At 61.4% G+C, this 20861-nt stretch carries 20 protein-coding genes and 1 pseudogene; 17 read left to right on the top strand and 4 right to left on the bottom strand.

All coding sequences use genetic code 11. The features are described from left to right. Window position 1: 1 nt before the first annotated feature. The 7 genes from AMM41_RS07430 (at window position 2) to hutG (ending at window position 8124) form a co-directional block, all read left to right on the top strand. Window positions 2-835: an ABC transporter permease gene (locus AMM41_RS07430; protein WP_089955541.1), complete on the top strand. Its 834-nt coding sequence runs from the start codon at window positions 2-4 to the stop codon at window positions 833-835. Next, complete coding sequence (locus tag AMM41_RS07425) at window positions 832-1614, top strand: ABC transporter ATP-binding protein (RefSeq protein WP_194944653.1); 783 nt, start codon at window positions 832-834, stop codon at window positions 1612-1614. Before AMM41_RS07430 ends, AMM41_RS07425 begins: the two co-directional genes overlap by 4 nt. 36 nt (window positions 1615-1650) lie before the next feature. Beyond that, on the top strand, window positions 1651-2502 hold the full coding sequence (gene hutC, locus AMM41_RS07420; RefSeq protein WP_089955533.1) for a histidine utilization repressor: 852 nt from the start codon (window positions 1651-1653) through the stop codon (window positions 2500-2502). Between the two features lie 48 nt (window positions 2503-2550). Further along, on the top strand, window positions 2551-4089 hold the full coding sequence (gene hutH, locus AMM41_RS07415) for a histidine ammonia-lyase (protein WP_228769150.1): 1539 nt from the start codon (window positions 2551-2553) through the stop codon (window positions 4087-4089). A gap of 41 nt (window positions 4090-4130) precedes the next feature. Beyond that, entirely contained in the window at window positions 4131-5828 is a 1698-nt protein-coding gene (hutU, locus tag AMM41_RS07410) for a urocanate hydratase (protein ID WP_089955526.1), read from the top strand. Between the two features lie 164 nt (window positions 5829-5992). Next, window positions 5993-7315 (top strand): imidazolonepropionase, encoded by a 1323-nt coding sequence (hutI, locus tag AMM41_RS07405; RefSeq protein ID WP_089955522.1) that lies wholly within the window; start codon window positions 5993-5995, stop codon window positions 7313-7315. Beyond that, a complete protein-coding gene (hutG, locus tag AMM41_RS07400) occupies window positions 7312-8124 on the top strand; it encodes an N-formylglutamate deformylase (protein ID WP_089955519.1) in 813 nt (270 codons plus the stop codon). The genes hutI and hutG overlap by 4 nt, the downstream gene beginning before the upstream one ends. Window positions 8125-8628: 504 nt before the next feature. Here the strand turns inward: hutG and AMM41_RS07395 are convergent. After that, window positions 8629-9783, bottom strand: coding sequence for an alkane 1-monooxygenase (locus tag AMM41_RS07395; RefSeq protein ID WP_089955515.1), 1155 nt, complete (start codon window positions 9781-9783; stop codon window positions 8629-8631). 213 nt (window positions 9784-9996) lie between these two features. On the opposite strand from AMM41_RS07395, the pseudogene AMM41_RS07390 reads away from it, so the two are divergent. The 8 genes and pseudogenes from AMM41_RS07390 to AMM41_RS07355 all read left to right on the top strand — a co-directional run bounded on the left by AMM41_RS07390 (window position 9997) and on the right by AMM41_RS07355 (window position 14941). Then, window positions 9997-11585: pseudogene (locus tag AMM41_RS07390) on the top strand (GMC family oxidoreductase). Window positions 11586-11985: 400 nt separating this feature from the next. Then, the gene (locus tag AMM41_RS07385) at window positions 11986-12639 is read left to right on the top strand and encodes a glutathione S-transferase family protein (RefSeq protein WP_089955511.1); all 654 of its coding nucleotides are present in this window, start codon (window positions 11986-11988) and stop codon (window positions 12637-12639) included. 141 nt (window positions 12640-12780) lie between these two features. Beyond that, the gene (locus tag AMM41_RS07380) at window positions 12781-13341 is read left to right on the top strand and encodes a GNAT family N-acetyltransferase (protein ID WP_089955508.1); all 561 of its coding nucleotides are present in this window, start codon (window positions 12781-12783) and stop codon (window positions 13339-13341) included. A gap of 91 nt (window positions 13342-13432) precedes the next feature. Beyond that, window positions 13433-13816 (top strand): nuclear transport factor 2 family protein, encoded by a 384-nt coding sequence (locus AMM41_RS07375; RefSeq protein WP_089955504.1) that lies wholly within the window; start codon window positions 13433-13435, stop codon window positions 13814-13816. A 93-nt stretch (window positions 13817-13909) separates the two neighbouring features. Next, window positions 13910-14089: a hypothetical protein gene (locus AMM41_RS07370; RefSeq protein WP_089955500.1), complete on the top strand. Its 180-nt coding sequence runs from the start codon at window positions 13910-13912 to the stop codon at window positions 14087-14089. Window positions 14090-14161: 72 nt separating this feature from the next. Then, the gene (locus tag AMM41_RS07365) at window positions 14162-14380 is read left to right on the top strand and encodes a BrnT family toxin (RefSeq protein ID WP_228769149.1); all 219 of its coding nucleotides are present in this window, start codon (window positions 14162-14164) and stop codon (window positions 14378-14380) included. Further along, window positions 14352-14618 carry a hypothetical protein gene (locus AMM41_RS07360; protein WP_228769148.1) on the top strand — a complete coding sequence of 89 codons (267 nt, stop codon included), beginning with the start codon at window positions 14352-14354 and terminating at the stop codon, window positions 14616-14618. Before AMM41_RS07365 ends, AMM41_RS07360 begins: the two co-directional genes overlap by 29 nt. 53 nt (window positions 14619-14671) lie before the next feature. Continuing rightward, window positions 14672-14941, top strand: coding sequence for a type II toxin-antitoxin system BrnA family antitoxin (locus AMM41_RS07355; RefSeq protein ID WP_089956301.1), 270 nt, complete (start codon window positions 14672-14674; stop codon window positions 14939-14941). 190 nt (window positions 14942-15131) lie between these two features. Here AMM41_RS07355 and gap read toward each other — a convergent pair whose 3' ends face one another. The 3 genes from gap to AMM41_RS07340 all read right to left on the bottom strand — a co-directional run bounded on the left by gap (window position 15132) and on the right by AMM41_RS07340 (window position 19548). After that, a complete protein-coding gene (gene gap / locus AMM41_RS07350) occupies window positions 15132-16139 on the bottom strand; it encodes a type I glyceraldehyde-3-phosphate dehydrogenase (RefSeq protein ID WP_089955487.1) in 1008 nt (335 codons plus the stop codon). A 191-nt stretch (window positions 16140-16330) separates the two neighbouring features. Continuing rightward, window positions 16331-18361, bottom strand: coding sequence for a transketolase (gene tkt / locus AMM41_RS07345; protein ID WP_089955484.1), 2031 nt, complete (start codon window positions 18359-18361; stop codon window positions 16331-16333). A gap of 92 nt (window positions 18362-18453) precedes the next feature. After that, window positions 18454-19548 carry an aromatic ring-hydroxylating dioxygenase subunit alpha gene (locus AMM41_RS07340; protein WP_089955480.1) on the bottom strand — a complete coding sequence of 365 codons (1095 nt, stop codon included), beginning with the start codon at window positions 19546-19548 and terminating at the stop codon, window positions 18454-18456. Between the two features lie 189 nt (window positions 19549-19737). On the opposite strand from AMM41_RS07340, the gene AMM41_RS07335 reads away from it, so the two are divergent. Then, window positions 19738-20445, top strand: a complete 708-nt coding sequence (locus AMM41_RS07335; RefSeq protein WP_089956298.1) for a sugar phosphate nucleotidyltransferase — start codon at window positions 19738-19740, stop codon at window positions 20443-20445. Window positions 20446-20491: 46 nt separating this feature from the next. Then, window positions 20492-20833 carry a hypothetical protein gene (locus AMM41_RS07330; protein ID WP_089956295.1) on the top strand — a complete coding sequence of 114 codons (342 nt, stop codon included), beginning with the start codon at window positions 20492-20494 and terminating at the stop codon, window positions 20831-20833. Window positions 20834-20861: the final 28 nt, after the last annotated feature.

The following is a 20861-nucleotide window of genomic DNA, read 5'->3' as shown; positions in this document are numbered from 1 at the left end:
CATGGCCACCACACACCCGACTTCGACACGCCCGACCACCGTGCGGCCACGCCGCCGCGCACTGGCCCCGCTGGAGCCGGTGCGTGCGCAGTCGCGGTGGGTGCTGGGCATTGGTTTTTTCATTTTGTTTTTTGCCGTCTGGGCGTTTTTCACGCTGGGCGGTTATGTGTCGCCCACGTTTTTGGCCAGCCCGGTGACCATGGTGCAAGAGGCCATCCTCTTGTTCACCGAGTTCAACTTTGCCCACGACATCGGCATGACCATCTGGCGCGTGCTGGCCGGCTTCATTTTGGCCAGCCTGATCGCCGTGCCGCTGGGCATTGCGATGGGGGCGCACAAAGGGGTGGAGGCCTTCCTCGAACCCTTTGTGTCCTTTTGCCGTTACCTGCCCGCCTCGGCTTTCATTCCCCTGCTGATCTTGTGGGCCGGCATTGGCGAGCTGCAAAAGGTGCTGGTGATCTTCATCGGCTCGGTCTTCCAGATCGTGCTGATGGTGGCGGTGTGTGTGGGCGCGGCCCGGCGTGACCTGGTCGAAGCCGCCTACACCCTGGGGGCCAATCCGGCCGGCATCGTCAAACGCGTGCTGATTCCGGGTGCGGCGCCCGAGATCGCCGAAATTTTGCGACTGGTGCTGGGCTGGGCCTGGACCTATGTGATCGTGGCCGAGTTGATCGGCTCGTCGTCGGGCATTGGCCACATGATCACCGACAGCCAGGCGCTGCTCAACACGGGCCAGATCATCTTCGGCATCATCGTCATTGGCCTGATCGGGCTGGTGTCTGACTTCGCCTTCAAGGCGCTCAACCGCCGCCTGTTTGCCTGGAGTTCACTGTGAGCAGCCAACTGTCCATTCAAGGCGTCTCACGCGTCTTCACTTCGCCCAAAGGTCAAACAACCCAGGCGCTCACGCCGGTGGATTTTGAGGTGCGTGAAAACGATTTCGTCACCATCCTCGGGCCATCGGGCTGCGGCAAGTCGACCTTGCTGCGCATCGTGGCGGGGCTGGACCAGCCCACCACCGGGCAGGTGCTGCTGGACGGTGCACCGGTACAAGGCCCGGGGGCCGACCGGGGCATGGTGTTCCAGAGTTACACGCTGTTTCCGTGGCTGACCATCGAGCAAAACATCCGCTTTGGCCTGCGCGAACGCGGCATGCCCGAGCGCGAGCAAAAAGAACGGGCCGACTACTTCATCGCCAAGGTGGGGCTGCGCGGTTTTGAGCAGCACTTTCCCAAGCAACTGTCGGGCGGCATGCAGCAGCGCACCGCGATTGCACGGGCGCTGGCCAACGACCCCAAAATTTTGTTGCTCGACGAACCCTTTGGCGCCCTGGACAACCAGACCCGGGTGCTGATGCAGGAGCTGCTCTTGGGCATTTGGGAATCCGCCCAAAAAACCGTGTTGTTTGTCACGCACGACATCGACGAAGCCATCTTCATGGCCAACCGCGTGGCGGTGTTCAGCGCCCGGCCTGGCCGCATCAAGACCGAGCTGGCGGTGGACTTTCCGCACCCTCGGCATTACACGATCAAGACCTCGCCCGAGTTCATGGCCCTCAAGGCGCGGCTGACCGAAGAAATTCGTGCCGAAGCCATGGCCACCGATCTGCACTGAGTCGGCTTTCGCGCTGCTTTGAAACCGACGCCCTTCATGACCCGCCTGGATCCTTCTCCCGCCCAGTTGGCCGCAAACACGGCGACTGACAAGGCCACTGACACGGCCCACGAAAAGGCCACCGCCCACCGCCCGCACAAAGCGCGGGCGGCGCTGCCAGCCTCGGGCGATGTGGCCTTGTTCCAGCAGGTCAAGGACCACATTGCCCGCCAGATTCAGGACGGCACCCTGCGTGCGGGTGACCGCCTGCCGTCCGAGCACGAACTGGTTGCCCAGTTTGGCATCTCGCGCATGACCGTCAACCGGGCCTTGCGCGAGTTGGTGACGCAGGGGCGCATCGTGCGCGTGGCGGGTGTGGGCAGTTTTGTGGCCGAACAAAAACCGCAGGCCAACCTGCTGCAGATCGTCAACCTGGCCAGTGAAATCCGACAACGCGGTCACGACTACGCCTGCCAAATGCTGGTGGTCGAACGTGTGGCCGCCACCCTGGAAGTGGCTGCGGCCCTGAATGTGCGCACCGGCGAGTCGGTGTTCCATTCGGTGTGTGTGCACCTGGAAGACGGCGTGCCCATTCAGCTCGAAGACCGCTTTGTCAACCCGCAGGTGGTGCCCGATTTTGCGCAGCAAGATTTCACGCAGCAGCAGCCGTCCGAGTTTTTGGTGCGCACCGTGCCCTTTGACGAAATCGAGCATGTGGTTGATGCGGTGCTGCCCACGCCCGAGCAAGCGCTGCGCCTGCAGATGGACGCGGCCGAGCCTTGCTTGCTGCTCACGCGCCGCACCTGGACCCAAGGCGTGCCGGTGACCCTGGTGCGCTGCCTGCACCCGGCCAGCCGCTACCGCCTGGGCAGCCGCTACAGCGCCAGTGGCAACCCGATCTCGACCTGATGCACTCCGACTTGGTGCGCATCGCCTTTTGATGAACGGACACAGCACATGCCAACCCCCATGTTGAAACTCATTCCCGGCCAAGTGCCCTTGGCCGACTGGTGCGCCATTTACCGGGGTGCCACGCCTGCGCTGGACACCGCCTGCGCCGCCGCCGTGCAAGCCAGTGCCGACAGCGTGGCCCGCATCGTGGCCAAGGGCGAGCCGGTGTACGGCATCAACACCGGCTTTGGCAAATTGGCCAGCGTGCGCATTCCGGCCGAAGACCTGGAAACCCTGCAACGCAACATCGTGCTCTCGCACGCCGCAGGTGTGGGCGAAGCCACGCCGGTGGCCATCACCCGTTTGATGATGGCTTTGAAAATCGCCAGTCTGGCTCAAGGCGCTTCGGGCATTCGCCCGGCCACGCTGGCCTTGCTCGAAGCCATGTTGGCCCAAGGCATCATCCCGGTGGTGCCAGGGCAAGGCTCGGTTGGAGCCTCGGGCGATCTGGCCCCGCTGGCGCACATGACCGCCGTGATGATCGGCGTGGGCGATGCCGACACGCCCCAAGGCCGCATGCCCGCCCAACAGGCGCTGGCCAGCGTGGGCCTGGTCCCGGTGACGCTGGGGCCCAAAGAAGGGCTGGCCCTGCTCAACGGCACGCAGTTTTCCACCGCCAACGCACTGGCCGGTTTGTTTGAAGCCGAGCGCCTGTTCCAGTCGGCGCTGCTCACCGGTGCTTTGGCCACCGATGCGGCCAAGGGATCGGACGCGCCTTTTGATGCCCGCATTCACCGCCTGCGCAAGCACCGGGGGCAGATTGCCACCGCAGAAGCTTTGCGCCAGTTGCTCAGCGGCAGCGCCATCCGCGCCTCGCATTTGCAGGGGGACGAGCGCGTGCAAGACCCCTATTGCCTGCGCTGCCAGCCGCAGGTCATGGGCGCGTGTTTTGATGTGCTGCACAACGCCGCCCAGTTGCTGGAGACCGAGGCCAACGGCGTGTCCGACAACCCGCTGATCTTCAGCGACACCGATGAATCGCTGTCGGGCGGCAACTTCCACGCCGAGCCGGTGGCCTTTGCCGCCGACATGATCGCCATGGCCATTTGCGAGATCGGCTCTTTGGCCGAGCGCCGCATCGCCATGCTGGTGGACCCGGCGCTGTCGGGGCTGCCCGCATTCCTCACACCCAAGCCGGGGCTCAATTCGGGCTTCATGATCCCGCAGGTCACCGCAGCCGCCTTGGTGTCAGAAAACAAACAACGCGCCTACCCGGCCAGTGTCGACTCCATCCCCACCTCGGCCAACCAGGAAGACCATGTGTCCATGGCCGCGCACGGTGCACGCCGCCTGCTGCCCATGGCCGACAACGCCATGGCGGTGATCGGCATCGAGTGGATGGCAGCGGCCCAAGGCTGTGACTTTCATGCGCCGCTGCACACCAGTGCGCCCTTGGCCGCTGCGGTGGCTTTGCTGCGCACACGCGTGGCGCATCTGAGCGACGACCGCCACATCCAGCCCGACATGCAAGCCGCCATCGACATGGTCAAGAGCGGGGCCTTGCTGCAAAGCGGCTCGTGCCTTGATTTGCCCGGCCTGCGCTGAACGCCTTTTATGTATCCATTGCTCATCCTCAAGGAGACCCCATGACCCCCTCCATCGACCCCCGCCTCGACCCGACCCGCGTGGTGCGTGCGCCGCGTGGCAGCACGCTCACTTGCAAGAACTGGGTCACCGAAGCCGCTTACCGCATGGTCCAGAACAACCTGGACGCCGAAGTGGCCGAGAACCCACAAAGCCTGGTGGTCTACGGCGGCATTGGCCGTGCGGCCCGTGACTGGGCCTGCTTTGACCAGATCCTGGCCTCGCTCAAAGACCTGAACGAAGACGAGTCCTTGCTCATTCAATCGGGCAAACCGGTGGGCGTGTTCAAGACGCACGCCAACGCGCCGCGTGTGCTGATTGCCAACTCCAATCTCGTGCCCAAGTGGGCCAACTGGGAACACTTCAACGAACTCGACCGCAAAGGCCTGTTCATGTACGGGCAGATGACCGCAGGCTCGTGGATTTACATCGGCACCCAAGGCATCGTGCAAGGCACCTTCGAGACCTTTGTGGAAGCCGGTCGCCAGCACTACAACAACGACTGGACAGGCCGCTGGATTTTGACGGCCGGTCTGGGCGGCATGGGCGGTGCACAGCCCTTGGCCGCCACGCTGGCCGGAGCCTGTTCGCTCAACATCGAATGCCAGCAAAGCAGCATCGACTTCCGTTTGCGCACCCGCTATGTGGACAAACAAGCCAAAGACCTGGACGACGCCTTGGCCTTGATCAAACACCACACCGCCGCCAAAGAGGCGATCTCGATTGCCCTGTTGGGCAACGCGGCTGAAATCTTGCCCGAGCTGGTGCGCCGCGCCCAGGCGGGTGGCATGCGCCCCGATCTGGTGACCGACCAGACCTCGGCACACGACCTGATCAACGGCTACCTGCCCCCGGGCTGGACCGTGGCGCAGTGGAAAGCCGCCCAACACGACCCTGCACAACACGCCCGCCTGAAGGCCGAAGCTGCACAAGGCTGCGCCACCCAGGTGCAAGCCATGCTGGACTTCCAGACCATGGGCATCCCCACGGTGGACTACGGCAACAACATCCGCCAAGTGGCGTTTGACCATGGCGTGAGCAACGCGTTCGACTTCCCCGGTTTTGTGCCCGCCTACATCCGCCCCATGTTCTGCGAAGGCAAAGGGCCCTTCCGCTGGGTGGCCTTGTCGGGTGATCCGGAAGACATCTACAAAACCGATGCCAAGATCAAGGAACTGTTCCCCAACAACACGCACACCCACCGCTGGCTGGACATGGCGCGTGAACGCATCAGCTTTCAGGGCCTGCCCGCACGCATTTGCTGGCTGGGCCTGGGTGAGCGGCACCTGGCCGGTCTGGCCTTCAACGAGATGGTGCGCTCGGGCGAACTCAAAGCCCCCATCGTGATCGGGCGTGACCACCTGGACACCGGCTCGGTGGCCAGCCCCAACCGCGAGACCGAAGCCATGAAAGACGGCACCGACGCCGTGAGCGACTGGCCGCTGCTGAACGCCTTGCTCAACACCGCAGGCGGCGCCAGCTGGGTCAGCCTGCACCACGGCGGCGGCGTGGGCATGGGCTATTCACAACACTCGGGCATGGTCATCGTGGCCGACGGCACCGACGCGGCGGCCGAGCGCCTGGCGCGTGTGCTGGTCAACGACAGCGGCTCGGGCGTGATGCGCCACGCCGATGCGGGTTACGAGCTGGCTGTGGCCACCGCCAAAAAGCAGGGGCTCAAGCTGCCCATGATCAAGTGATGTGCACAGCGACCCGATGTGATGCAGGAGCCCCGCCCTCGGAGCGATGGCGGCAGGTCACCACGCCTGCAAAAAATGTAGGAGCCCCGCCCTCGGGGCGATAGCGGCAGGTCACCGCGCCTGCAAAAAACCAGGTCCGTGTCCACGCCTATTTTGAAATCACCATGACCTTGAACCGATTCGATCTGCCCGATTCACCCGCCATGCGCAGCGCCGACGGCGTTTGGCACCACCTGCACTTGGCACCCGAAGCCTTGGGAGCAGGTACACCAGCCGTGCCCGATGCTGCAATCGTGGTCGAACAAGGGGCCATCGCCTGGGTGGGTGCGCACGCCGATTTGCCAGACGCTTACCGGCCACTGCCCTCACACGACGGCCAAGGCGCCTGGGTCACGCCGGGCCTCATCGATTGCCACACGCACCTGGTGTACGGCGGGCAGCGGGCCAACGAATTCGCCATGCGCTTGGCGGGTGCCAGTTACGAAGAGGTGGCGCGTGCCGGGGGCGGCATTGTGTCCAGCGTCAAGGCCACACGCCAGGCCAGCGAAGACGACTTGTTCGACGCGGCCGTGCCGCATTTGCAGGCTTTGCTGGCCGAAGGTGTGTGCGCCATCGAGATCAAATCGGGTTATGGCCTGAGCCTGGAGGACGAACGCAAACAGCTGCGTGTGGCCCGGCGGCTGGGCGAGGTGTTTGGCGTCACGGTGCGCACCACGTTTTTGGGGGCCCATGCGTTGCCGCCCGAATACGCCGGGCGCAGCGACGACTACATCCGGCAGGTTTGTGAAGAGATGATGCCCACACTGGCTGCCGAAGGCTTGGTGGACGCGGTGGATGTGTTTTGCGAAACCATTGGCTTCACGCTGGCGCAGACCGAGCAGGTGTTCCAGGCGGCGCAAGCGCTGGGCTTGCCGGTCAAGCTGCACGCCGAGCAACTGTCGGACATGGGCGGCTCGGCGCTGGCGGCACGCTTCGGGGCGCTGTCGTGCGACCACATCGAACACCTGAGCGCCGAAGGCATCGCCGCCATGCGGCAAGCGGGCACGGTGGCGGTGCTGTTGCCGGGCGCTTATTACACGCTGCGTGACACGCACATGCCGCCCATTGCGGCGCTGCGTGCTGCTGGCGTGCCCATGGCCGTGTCCACCGACCACAACCCGGGCACCTCGCCTGCTTTGAGTTTGTTGCTCATGGTCAACATGGCCTGCACCTTGTTCCGCTTGACGGTGCCCGAGGCGCTGGCGGGCGTGACACGCCATGCCGCGCAGGCACTGGGCCTGCAGGCCACACATGGCCGCATCGCAGCCGGGTGCCCTGCCAATTTTGTGCTGTGGCCATTGGGCGATGTGGCAGAACTCGCCTATTGGCTGGGCCAACGCCCGGCCTGCAGCGTGGTGCGCCAGGGCCGTTTGGCGGTCGATGGCATGGCCTTGCAGCACATGGATCCCTTGACCGAACATCCACCCTTGTCACCTCATCAAGCATGACTTTTCAAACCACCGAACCCCCTTTTCGCTTTCGCCAAGGCACGCGCCCTTTGCTGATTTCCATGCCGCATGTGGGCACACATGTGCCGCCCGCATTGGCCGCACGCCTGACCGACGAAGCCCAGCGCGTGCCCGACACCGACTGGCATCTGGAACGCCTGTACGACTTTGCCGACGCGCTGGGGGCCTCGGTGCTGGTGGCCACGCATTCGCGCTTTGTGATCGACCTCAACCGCCCGCCAGACGGCGCGAGCCTGTACCCCGGGCAAAGCGTGACCGGCCTGTGCCCGGTGGACTTGTTCGACGACCAGCCGCTGTACCGCGACCCGAGCGATGTGCCGGGCCAGGCAGAGATTGCCGCGCGGCGCGAAGCCGTCTGGCAACCCTATCACGCGCAACTCGCGCACGAGCTGGCCCGCATCAAAGCCCAGCATGGCGTAGCCGCGCTGTGGGACGCCCACTCGATCCGCTCGGTGCTGCCGCGATTTTTTGAAGGCCGTTTGCCCGACCTGAACCTGGGCACCGCCAACGGTGCCAGCTGCGACCCGACACTGGCCGAGCAGCTGCTGGCCATTGGCCAATCAGCACCGGGCTACACCGCCGTGCTCAACGGCCGCTTCAAAGGCGGGCACATCACGCGCCAGTACGGCAACCCGGCGCAAGGCATTCACGCGGTGCAGCTGGAAATGACGCAATGCAGCTACATGCAAGAAAGCTGGCCGTTCGACTATTTGCCCGAGGTGGCTTCAGGCGTTCAACCCCATGTGCAGCGCATGCTGGAGGCCGTTCTGGCGTTTGTGGAAACCTGAGGCCGGGCCCACACCCGGGCAGCGCGTTGATCGCCCCAATCCGCTGTTTTGGGATGAACCCTCTTTTGTAGGCGCGGCACCCTCGCCGCGATCAAGCCTCGCAGACCACACCCCATCGCCCCGAGGGCGGGGCTCCCACAAAATGCAGGGCACTCTCCCCGTAGGAGCGACGCCCCCGTCGCGATCACCCTCGCAGACCCCCAACCATCGCCCCGAGGGCGGGGCTCCCACAAAATGCAGGGCACTCTCCCCGTAGGAGCGACGCCCCCATCGCGATCAAGCCTCGCAGACCACCCCCATCGCCCCGAGGGCGGGGCTCCCACAAAACACAGGGCACTCCCCCCGTAGGAGCGACGCCCCCATCGCGATCAAGCCTCGCAGACCACACCCCCATCGCCCCGAGGGCGGGGCTCCCACAAAATGCAGGGCACTCTCCCCGTAGGAGCGACGCCCCCATCGCGATCAAGCCTCGCAGACCACACCCCCATCGCCCCGAGGGTGAGATCAACAAGCCCAGCGCCGCAAGAGTCTCTGCCGGGCCGACGCTTGCACATTCACCAAGCTCAGGTCGCCGCCGTAGTGGGCCATCACACGGTGGTCCATCCATGCAAACCACAGGGGCGGGCAATAAGCCACCGAAATCATGGTGGCGTAACCCGCCGGCAGTTGGGGTGCCGAGGCGAAATGCCGCAGCGCCTGGTAGCGGCGACTGGGGTGGGCGTGGTGGTCAGAGTGCCTTTGCAGCTGGTACAACACCAGATTGCCCACCAGGTGGTTGCTGTTCCACGAATGCTCTGGCTCGCAGCGCACATACCGGCCAGACGCGTCGCGCTGGCGCAGCAAGCCGTAATGCTCCACGTAGTTCACCACCTCCAGCATGGATGCCGCATACACCGCCTGCAAGACCAAAAACGGCCACACCGTCCAGCCCAGCCACACCCCCAGTCCTCCAAACAAGAGCAGCGTCAGACCCCAGGACTGCAGGTTGTGGTTTTGGCGGTGCCAAACGCTGAGGCCTTGTTTGTTCAGGCGTTCTTTTTCCAACGCCCAGGCCGATTGCAAGCTGCCCCACACCGAGCGTGGCAAAAAGGCCCAAAAGCTTTCGCCCATGCGGGCGCTGGCCGGGTCTTCAGGGGTGGCAACCCGTTTGTGGTGACCCCGGTTGTGCTCTACAAAAAAGTGGCCGTATGCACTGGGTGCCAAGGCGAGCTTGGACAGCCACCGGTCCAGGGTTTCTTTCTTGTGGCCCAACTCGTGCGCGGTGCCAATGCCAATGCCGTTGATGGCCCCCACGGTAAACACCAAAGCGGCGTAGCCCAACCAGGCCAACGGCTGAGTGGCCGCGATCCAAGCGCCCAACACGGTGCCGATGAATTGCGCAGGCACATAGGCCCACACCAAGGCCCGGTAAAACAGATCCTGATCGAGTTGCGCTACCGCCGATTCGGGTGGGTTGCTGAAGTCTTCGCCAAGCACCCGGTCGAGCATGGGCAGCAAGACATGAATGACGATGGGGGCCAGGAGCATGCACCACCATTGGTCACTCCAGACAAAGGCCAGCAAAGACCCCGTTAAAGCCAACGGGATGGCAGGGCTCAGCAGCCACCACCAGCGCTTGTCTTGCCAAGCTTGTTCGAGTTCGACGGCTGGGCTGTTCATGGGTGTGGCCTGCTGAACCGTTCCGGGCCAACAAACTCAAGGACGGCACGCATAATTTGTCTCCCAATGTGGTGCCATTGTGCGGGGTGTTTGGGTCAAGGAGATGCCGCCTTGACGATGCGTTTGCTGGGAAAAACCCTGATGCACACAAGACAGGCCAAGGCACGCTGGGGCCCTTACATTGGACGCACAAAGCATTGGGGGAAGTGTTTCATGGAGTTTGACTATGTGATCGTGGGCGGTGGCTCGGCCGGTTGTGTACTGGCAGCCCGTTTGAGCGAAGACCCTGCCGTGCAGGTGGCCCTGATCGAGGCCGGTCCGCCCGACACCAGTGCCTTGATCCATTGCCCCGCGGGCATCGCGCTCATGGCCCGCACCGAAATCGTCTCGCAAGGCCTGAACACCGTCCCGCAGCCCGGCTTGAACGGCCGCATCGGTTTTCAGCCCCGTGGCCGCACCTTGGGGGCTCCAGCTCAACCAATGCGATGGCCTGCATCCGTGGCCAAGCCGTGGACTACGACACCTGGGCCCAGATGGGTTGCGCGGGTTGGTCATGGGCCGAGGTCTTGCCCTACTTTCTGAAGGCCGAGCACAACGAGCGCATTCGCAACGAATGGCATGGCCAAAACGGCCCATTGAACGTGGCCGACCTGCAAAGCCCCAATGCGTTTGCCAAACGCTTTGTGGAGGCAGGCGTGCAAGCGGGTTTGGCGCACACCACCGACTTCAACGGCCCCACGCAAGAAGGTGTGGGCCTGTACCAAGTCACGCAGAAGGCAGGCGAGCGTTTCAGCGCGGCCAAGGCTTACCTCACGCCCAACTTGGGCCGCCCCAATTTGCATGTCATGACCGGCATCAAGGTGGACCGCATTGGCTTGGTGGATGGCGTGGCGCGGCGGGTGCACACCTTGCAGGGTGGCAAGGCACAGACCGTGACCGCCCGGCGAGAAATCATTTTGAGTGCAGGCGCTTTTCAGTCACCCGCCATCCTCATGCGTTCGGGCATTGGGCCCGCCGCGCATTTGCAAAGCCAGGGCATCGAGGTGCTGCGCGACTTGCCCGGTGTGGGCGAAAACCTGTACGACCACCCTGACGCGGTGCTGGTGGCCGATGCACCGGGGCACACCGATTTGATCGGGGTGTCACTGCGGGGTACATGGCAGACCATGCAAGCCCTGTGGGCCTGGCGGCAACACCGCAAGGGGCCGCTCACCACCAACTTTGCCGAGGGCGATGCCTTTTACAAAAGCCGACCTGACGAAGCGCACCCGGACATCCAGCTGCACTTTGTGGTGGCCAAGCTGGTGTACCACGGCCGCCAATTGACGCTGGGGCATGGCTACTCTTTGCATGTGTGCTTGTTGCAACCCGACAGCCGGGGCCGCGTGCAATTGGCCGACCGCAACCCGAATAGCGCACCGTTGATTGACCCGCAGTTTTTGAGTGACCCGCGTGATCTGCAGCGCTTGCGCGACAAAGTTCGCCAAGCCCAAAACATCCTAGCCCAACCCGCCTTGACCGCGTACGGCAAAGAGTGGGCAGCGTCTGCCGATGCGCGCAGCGACGAACAACTCGAACACTGGATTCGCCAGCACGCCGACACGGTCTACCACCCGGTGGGCACCTGCCGCATGGGCCAAGACAACATGGCGGTGGTGGACGCGAAACTGCTCGTGCACGGCGTGCCCGGCCTGCGCGTGGTCGACGCGTCGGTCATGCCGCGCATCGTGAGTGGCAACACCAACGCGCCGACGATCATGATTGCAGAGAAGGCGGTGGATTGGATTCGCGGGGCGCATTGATGCTTTTCGCCAGGCCGCGTATGGCTGTGAATGCCGGTTTTTGTTGTTCTTTGCAGTGGAGTGCATCTGAAAGGCGTTGAGCGCACCAAAATAATTTGTAGCTAATTTTTCGTATTTATTTCGGTATAGTGGAGCGCTTCACGCCTGCTGCGCTGGTTGGTGCGGGAGGGATGTTGCAAGGGGCTGGTTGCCGGGTTAGGTCTGTTGATTTATCCCTGCATGTAAACATATTGACTGGTCTGAAACCCATGGCACAAGTCGATTGCAACGAGTTCAACAAAAAGATGTATCGACCGTGCCCGGATGTATCCACCGGGTTTTTGCGGTTTACATCACGTTAGGTTTCACATCTAGTCTGCGTCAACGTTAGGTCTCGCAATTCACATCTCATCAATCGCACATGAAGTCATCGATCACTGTTTGGGGCAGGCGCTCCTCTTTTAATGTTCAGAAGGTTCTATGGACGCTTGATGAACTAGGACTTCACTACGAGCACCGCAATGCGGGCGGAAGCTTTGGCGGCCTCGACGATCCAGCATTCCTGGCAATGAATCCAAATGGACTTGTCCCGGTCATCCTTGACGAGGAAGGGTCAGTTTGGGAATCCAACTCTATCGTCAGGTACCTCTGCGCCAAACACTCGCAAGGGAATCTCTGGATTGAAGATTCTTTTGCCCGGTCAAAAGCGGATCGTTGGATCGACTGGGCTGCTACAGCACTGCAACCCAGTTTCATGCGTCTCTTCTGGGGCTACTACCGCACGCCAGAAGCTCAGCGAGACAAATTGGCCAACCAGGCCGCACTTTCAAGCTGTCTCAAGCACTTTCGACTACTTGACGCCCATCTTGCGAACAACGACTTTTTGGCAGGAAGTCACTTCACGGCGGCTGACATTCCAGCAGGAACTGCCCTTCATCGTTACTTCGGGCTGGGTCTGGCGGTTGAGGAACCACCCAACGTGATGGCTTGGTTCAGCCGCCTCAAGAAGAGACCCGCGTTCCGTCAGCATGTACTCGTACCATTCGATGACTTGTATGGGCGCATTGCTTTCTAGGCGCCAGCGAGCGAGGCTTAACCATTTGCTCAACCGAACGCTACAGAGCTTGCCGCCGTCTGGGTCGGCATTTAATTCTGGCCCTCCCTTCGCCAACTTGTTCTGCGCAGGTTAGCTCAAACTTTAAGACGCAAACACCTTATGGTCGATTTTCCCGCACTGCAGACATCCCGACTCACGCTGCGTGAGGTTGTGGAATCGGATGCGGAAAATATTTTTCGTATTCATGGCGACGCCAAGTACATGAGATGGTTCGGTTCGGATCCGATTCGCGATCTTGACGACGCCGCGAAGTTGGTCGCTACGTTTGCCAGTTGGCGCAAAGAGCCAGTTTCCGGTGCACGCTGGGCTTTGGAGTTGAAAGACCAACCCGGACTGATCGGTACATGTGGCTTGTTTCGCTGGAATCGAAGCTGGAAATCCTGCATCGTCGGTTACGAAATCAGTCCAGCGTATCAGGACCGCGGATATGTAAAAGAAGCTCTAAAAGCAATCATCACATGGGGTTTTCGAGAGGCGCAGTTCAATCGAATCGAGGCGCAGGTTCACCCTGACAACACGGCATCTCTGGCCTTACTCGAGGCGCTCGGGTTCCTGCAAGAGGGGCGGCAGCGCGAAGCTGGCTACTGGGTGGGCCAGCACCATGACCTCCTACAGTACGCGCTGCTCAATAAGCAGTGGAGCACAACGAATGAGGTCTGACCTTCTGTTGATGCGGATGTCTTCGCCCACCGCTGAGCGTTAGCGTTGGCTTGCCAAATCAATTACATCATCCATCGAAGAGGAGCATTCCATGTCGCACAGATCCCCGCTTGAAGTCGTACAGGCTCAACTGGACGCGTACAACGCGAAAGACATTGAGGCACTGCTGGCCACCTACTCGCCAAATGCGGAGCAGTACGCAACAGGTGGAGAGCTGCTGGCGCGAGGGCACGAGCAGATGCGTCCGCGCTTTCTTGCGCGGTTCGCCGAGCCCAACCTTTACGCAAGGCTACTGTCTCGACAAGTGGTGGGAAATATGGTCGCTGACCTTGAGCTGATTGAACGCACATTTCCAGAGGGCGTCGGCTCCATCGAGATGTTGTGTGTCTACGAAGTGTTCGATGGTCAAATTTTGCGGGCCACGTTCGCTACTGGCGAGAAAAGGCTGTATGCAGGCCCTTCCATTGCAAGCTAATAAATTGCTCAAACGGTCGAGTTTGCCGTTAGCATTTGATTCATCAGCCCAAAGAATTGGCGCTTGCGCGCAAACGTATGAAGGACTGGAAACATGTTGACGCATCAACAACTGCCCACCCAAGCACTGGCCGATGCGGCTGTCAAAGCAGAATTTGACAAACTAAGCGACGAATTTTCTTTGTTGGATGATTTCTTGATGGAACGCATGTCGCAAGGCCTCACTCAAGCGCCCTGCTCAGCGAGCAAAAAATTTAACAAAGTGGGCGGCTGAGAACGTCAATGCAAGGAACTCGCATGTTCAAGTTCGAATGGAAAAGCACAAAGCAACTTGCTCAAGCATGGCGTGTCTTTTGACGAAACTGTCAGCGTTTTTGGAGATGCTTTGGCCTTGACTTTTTCGGACACTGATCACTCAATGGATGAGGACAGGAGCCGAACCTATGGAATCTCAAACAAGGAGCGACATTTGGTGGTCGTTCACACGGAGCGTCGCAACAGCATTCGAATCATCAGCGCAAGAAAGGCAACCCGATATGAAAAAGACATCTACAAAAATGGCTGATCTGGATATTCCTGAATTGAAGCGCGATCAACTTGGCAAGGGTGTTCGCGGCAAGCACCTTCAACATTTCGCGCAGGGCAGCAATGTCGTGGTGTTGCAGCCCGAAATTCTCAAGTCGTTTCCGACTTCTGAAGCCGTCAATAAGGCTTTGGCCAGCATGCTTGCTTTTGCTCACGAAACTCAAGTTCTGTCTGTTCGTACAAAAACCACCACGCGCAAACGCTTGGCGGCTCCCTGAACGAAATAGTGCAACAGCCGTGCGTCACGCACGCAGAGAAGAGGTGGCACTTTATGAAAGCTAAAAATTTCGACCAGCAGTTTGATGATGGTGTCGACATCACTGCTTCTTTGGACTTGTCCAAAGCCAGGCGCGTGCAGCAAGCGCAGAAGCGGGTGAATGTTGATTTCCCAACATGGATGGTTGACTCGCTGGACCGCGAAGCCAGCAAACTGGGGGTGACGAGGCAGTCCGTGATCAAGGTTTGGCTGGCCGAGCGCCTTCAGGCGACGAATTCTCAGGTGCCGTTACAACGGACGTCCAAAGTTGCGACTCACCGTTGAACTTCACCTCAGTTTCACCCCACCCGCCGATACCCCCACGCAACCCGCATCCCCGTCGTCACCGCACACAGCGGCAAACACCGCCAATGTTTCGCTCAGGATTGATCGCGGCGAGTGCACCGCCCCTACAGAAAACCATCGCCCATGAAAAAAGCGCCCGAAGGCGCTTTTTTCATGGGGGCGGTCAAGCTCACTTCTTCTTGGCCACCACCCGCACCATCTCCAGGCACTGCTTGGCGTAGCCCCATTCGTTGTCGTACCAGGCGACGATCTTGACGAAGCTCTTGTCGAGCGCGATGCCGGCGGTTGCGTCAAACACGCTGGCGCAGGATTCGCCACGGAAGTCGGTGGAGACCACTTTTTCGTCGGTGTAACCCAGCACGCCTTTGAGGGCGCCTTCGCTTTGTGCTTTCATCTCGGCGCAGATTTCGGCGTAGCTGGCGTCGCTGTTCAGCTCCACCGTGAGGTCCACCACCGACACGTCAGACGTGGGCACGCGGAAGGCCATGCCGGTGATCTTGCCCTTGATTTCGGGGATGACCACGCCCACGGCCTTGGCCGCGCCCGTGCTGCTGGGGATGATGTTTTCCAGGATGCCACGGCCGCCGCGCCAGTCTTTGCGGGACGAGCCGTCCACGGTCATTTGGCTGGCGGTGGCGGCGTGCACGGTGGTCATGAGGCCGCGCTTGATGCCCCATTTGTCTTGCAGCACTTTGACCACGGGGGCCAGGCAGTTGGTGGTGCATGACGCATTCGACACGATGGCTTCGCCTGCGTATTTTTTGTGGTTCACGCCATAGACGAACATGGGGATGCTGTCTTTGGACGGGGCCGAGATCACGACCTTTTTGGCGCCCGCAGCCAGGTGCATTTGGCTGGTGGGCTCGGTCAGGTAGTGGCCCGTGCATTCGAGCACGGTGTGCACGCCCATCTCGCCCCAGCGCAGGTTGTGTGCATCGCGCTCGTGCGAGAGCTTGATCTTTTTGCCGTTGACGATGAGGGTGTCTTCGGTGAAGTCCACCGTGCCGTCAAAGCGGCCGTGCACGCTGTCGTACTTGAGCATGTAGGCCAGGTAGTCGGACGGCTTGGGGTCGTTGATGCCGACGATCTGGATATCGTCGTAGCCGTGTTTGAGGGCGGCGCGAAGAGCCAGACGGCCGATGCGGCCAAATCCGTTGATACCCAGCTTGATGGTCATGGTGAGAGCCTCAGGAGATAAGTTACTAAACCGTTACGTAACCGGATTTGAAATCAAAACCCTTGCATGGGCCTGATCCCCGGACCTGTCTTGTGCACTTAGTCAAGCCAAATGACGTTGAAGCGGTCCGGCCGGTCAGTGGCCGACTGGCCCCACCACGAACCCGCATGGGTTCGTGATGGGGGTGTCCATCAGGCCTTGAGCAGCGCAGTGTGGACCGTGTCGGCCACGTTTTCGGCAGTGAAGCCGAAGTGTTTGAAGAGCACAGACGCGGGGGCCGACTCGCCGTAGGTGTCGATGCCGACCACAGCGGCGCAGCCGTATTTCCACCAGCCGTCGGTGGAGCCCATCTCGACCGCCACACGGGGCAGGCCCTTGGGCAGCACGCTTTGTTTGTATTCGGTGTCTTGGCGGTCAAACACATTGGTGCTGGGCATGGAGACCACGCGCACACCGATCTTGCGTTCGGCCAGCAGTTTTTGCGCGGCCAAGGCCAGTTGCACTTCAGAGCCGGTGGCGATGATCACGCCGTGGGTCTTCTTGATGCCGACGTGCTCAGGCTCGGACAAGACATAAGCGCCACGGCTGATGTCGCCCAGATCGCTCTTGGGCGAGTAGGCCAGGTTTTGACGGCTGAGCAGCAGGGCCGATGGACGGTGAGCGTTTTGCAGCGCCACAGCCCAGGCCACGGTGGTTTCGGCCGTGTCGGCCGGACGCCACACGTCCAGGCCAGGGATCAGGCGCAGGCTGGCGGCGTGCTCGATCGACTGGTGGGTCGGGCCGTCTTCGCCCAGACCGATGGAGTCGTGGGTGAAGACGTGGATCACGCGCTGCTTCATCAGCGCGGCCATGCGGATGGCGTTGCGCGAGTAGTCAGAGAAAGTGAGGAAGGTGCCGCCGTAAGGGATGTAGCCACCGTGCAGGGCCACGCCGTTCATGATGGCGGCCATGCCGAATTCGCGCACGCCGTAGTTGATGTGGCGACCGATTTGGCCGTCTTCGGTCTTGACCACGTCGCCCGCCAGGTCCACGCGGAAGGCGGGGGTGCTTTTGGTGTTGGTCAGGTTAGAGCCCGTGAGGTCGGCCGAACCGCCCAGCATTTCAGGCAGGGCAGCGGTGAAGGCTTCCAGCGCCAGCTGGCTGGCCTTGCGGCTGGCCACGGTCTCGCCCTTGGTGTGGGCGGCGACCACGGCGTCAAACGCCACCTGGTTGAAGTTCTTGGGCAAGTCGCCCTTCATGCGGCGCACAAACTCTTTGGCTTGTGCCGGGAAGGCGGCTTTGTAAGCGGCAAAGGCGGTGTTCCACTCGTCTTCGCGGGCTTTGCCAGCGGCTTTGGCGTCCCAATCGGCGTACACCTCTTTGGGGATCTTGAAGGGCTCGGCCGTCCAGCCCAAGGCTTCGCGGGTGAGTTTGATTTCTTCAGCACCCAAAGGCTCGCCGTGGGCTTTGGAGGTGCCTGCACGGTTGGGCGAGCCTTTGCCGATGGCGGTCTTGCAGACGATCAGGGTGGGCTTGTCGGCGCTGTGTTTGGCACTGGCAATGGCGGCCGACACGACAGCGGCGTCGTGGCCGTCCACAGCGTCGATCACGTTCCAGCCACAGGCGGCAAAACGCTGGGGCGTGTTGTCGATGAACCATGGGGCGACTTGGCCGTCGATCGAGATGCCGTTGTCGTCGTACAGCGCAATCAGTTTGTTCAGTTTCCAGGCACCGGCCAGGGCCACGGCCTCGTGGCTGATGCCTTCCATCAGGCAGCCGTCACCCATGAACACGTAGGTGTGGTGGTTGACGATGGCGTGGCCTTCTTGGTTGAACTCGGCGGCCAGCATTTTTTCGGCCAACGCCATGCCCACGGCGTTGGTGATGCCTTGGCCCAATGGGCCGGTGGTGGTTTCCACGCCGGGGGTCACGCCCACTTCGGGGTGGCCTGCGGTTTTGCTGTGCAGGGTGCGGAAATTCTTGAGTTCTTCAATCGGCAGCTTGTAGCCGGTCAGGTGCAGCACCGAATAGATCAGCATGGAGCCGTGGCCGTTGGACAGCACGAAGCGGTCGCGGTTGGCCCAGTGCGGGTTTTTGGGGTTGTGTTGCAGGTGATCGCCCCACAAAGCGACGGCCATGTCGGCCATGCCCATGGGGGCGCCGGGGTGACCGGAGTTGGCTTGTTGAACGGCGTCCATTGCGAGCGCGCGGATGGCGTTCGCCATTTGTTGTTGATTGGCCATGAGAGGGCAACTCCGGTGAAGAATTCGGGAAAACCCGAGATTTTAGCGTTTGTCCATGGGGTGGCGCTGCGCTTGCAGCCTGTGCGCTGGACTCAGGCTTGGGCTTCGCTTTGTTGACGTGCCAGCACGTAGCGGCGCATGGCCACAGCGGGGGCATCGGCAGCCACTGAAAATTCGTACAAATCCTCGGCCGGTGTGTTGGCCAAGGCCAGTTCCTGCAAGACCAGGCCGTCCACATCTTCTTGAAAAGCCACAAACAACTGCTCGTGCATGAAGCGGGTGGTGGCCGAGTCTTGCAAGGCAAAGTCGCGCCCGTGCACGATGAAGTAGTGCGTGCTGGTGGCGATTTCGGGCGTGGGCATGTGCGCGGTGCGAATGCGGTATTGCGGGCGTTCGTTTTCGGGCAGGTGGCAGTCGTAGAAAGTCACCGAGACTTCGTGCAGCCCCAAGCTGCGGAACTCCGAGCGCACGATGCGGGCGGCTTGGCCCTTGCCCGTCAAGCCCGTGGGCACGGCCCACACCGGGGGCAAGGTGGTGGGCACCACGTTGCGCAGCAAAGCGAATTGGCCATCGCCTATTTCACTTTCGAACGCGGCTTTGGCGTAATCGGGGGTGCCAAAACTTTTGGCGTGCAAAAAGCTCAGGTGCGTCAGGTCCAGCAGGTTTTCGTGCAGGCGCACATAGCTCGCTTGCAGGCCGAGGTAGCCTTGTGAACGCTCCCAGTCAACGCTGTCCATCCAGTCTTGTGGGGGCAGCTTGGACAAGTCGGCTTGCTCCGCCTCGCCCATCCAAATCCAGACCACGGCCCCGCGTTCGTGGGTGCGGTAAGCCCGGATGCCCACGTTTTTGGGACACGTCGCCTGCGAGGGCACCTCGATGCAATCACCCTCGGTGTTGAAACGCAGTCCGTGGTAGGCGCACACGATGGTGTCTTGTTCCAATGTGCCGGCCGACAAGGGCATGGAGCGGTGTGGGCAACGGTCTTCCAGGGCCACCACTTGGCCAGCGGTGGTTCTGTAAAAAGCCAGACGACGGCCCAGCAGCGTGCGGGCGAGCAATTGGTCCGTGATCTCCTGGCCAAAAGCGGCCACGTACCAGTCGTTCATGACAAAGGGGGTGTGGCGGTCGGCCATGCGTTGGGATGCGCTTTGTGCAGCGGCGATGACGGGAGGCAGCGGGCGTGTCATGACAATCTCTTTCTTCGGCCCCACCCCTGAACCGGACTTGAGCTGGTGGGTGGGACGCGGGTCAGCAGTTTAGGGTCAGCCCGTGGGCTTGTTCTGTCTCGTGAGCGCCTCAAAGCGTGGCAACATGCCGTGATGTCGATTTCAACTTCTGCACAAACACGCCCGAACGGTGCGGCCCCAGCCCAAGCCATGATCCTTGCCGCCGGACGCGGCGAGCGCATGCGTCCCCTGACCGATGTGACCCCCAAACCGCTGCTGCGCGTGCGCGGCCAGCCCCTCATGCAGTGGCCCATGCAGGCGCTCGCACGGGGCGGTTTTGTGCGCCAGTTGACCAACACGGCCTGGTTGGGCGAGCAAATTTCGGCGCAATGGGGTGAGCGCATCACCTGGCCTGGCCTGCCCGAGGTGCAGATGACTTATTCGCACGAAGGCCAAGACTTTGGCCAGGCGCTGGAGACGGCGGGTGGCATTGTGCGGGCCTTGCCTCTGCTCGATGACGTGTTCTGGGTGGTTGCGGGCGATGTGTTTGCGCCCGATTTTGTGTTTGCGCCAGAGGCTGTGCAGCGTTTTGAGGCCAGTGCTGCCTTGGCCCATTTGTGGCTGGTGCCCAACCCCGAGCACAACCTGGCTGGCGACTTTGGTTTGTCGGACACCGCTCAAGTGCTCAACTTGCCCAAAGGCGCGGCGGCTTGCAAGTACACCTTCAGCACCATCGCGCTGTACAAACAAGCTTTTTTTGCCCATTGCGGTGTGCCTGCAGGCAACCCCCAAGGCGTGGCACTGGCACTGGCGCCTTTGTTGCGTGCCGCCATGGACCGGGGGCAAGTGACCGGCGAGGTATACGCGGGTGCCTGGGCCGATGTGGGCACGCCGCAGCGTTTGGCCGACTTGGTATGATCAAAGTACCCATTTAATGGGCATTTTTATCAAAAAAATCATATCAATGAACTCAAAATTCAAATTCTGCTTGGCTGCAGTGTCTTTGTTGACCTTGGCCGCATGCGCCACACGTCCGGAAAGTATTTCTGCCTCGTATGTGTCGCACGAAAAATATGCCGGCCGTGACTGCACACAGCTGAACACGGACATGAGCACGGCCCGTGCCGAGTTGCAAAAGTTCTCGTCCATGCAAGACTCCAAAGCCAACATTGATGCGGCCACGGTCTTTGTTGCCTTGATTCCTGCCAGCAAACTTTCTGGCGATCACGCAGGCGACGTCGCAAAGTGGAAAGGTGAAGTTGAGGCGGTGGACACGGCCTTGATCAAGGCCGGTTGCAAAAAGTAAACCCTCAAAGTCGCACAAACTGGGCGGG

This window comes from Limnohabitans sp. 2KL-3 (assembly GCF_001269405.1).
Classification (GTDB): Bacteria; Pseudomonadota; Gammaproteobacteria; order Burkholderiales; family Burkholderiaceae_C; genus Limnohabitans_A.
Note: the sequence above shows the minus strand (reverse complement) of the source record. Positions and strands in the feature narration are given on the sequence as shown.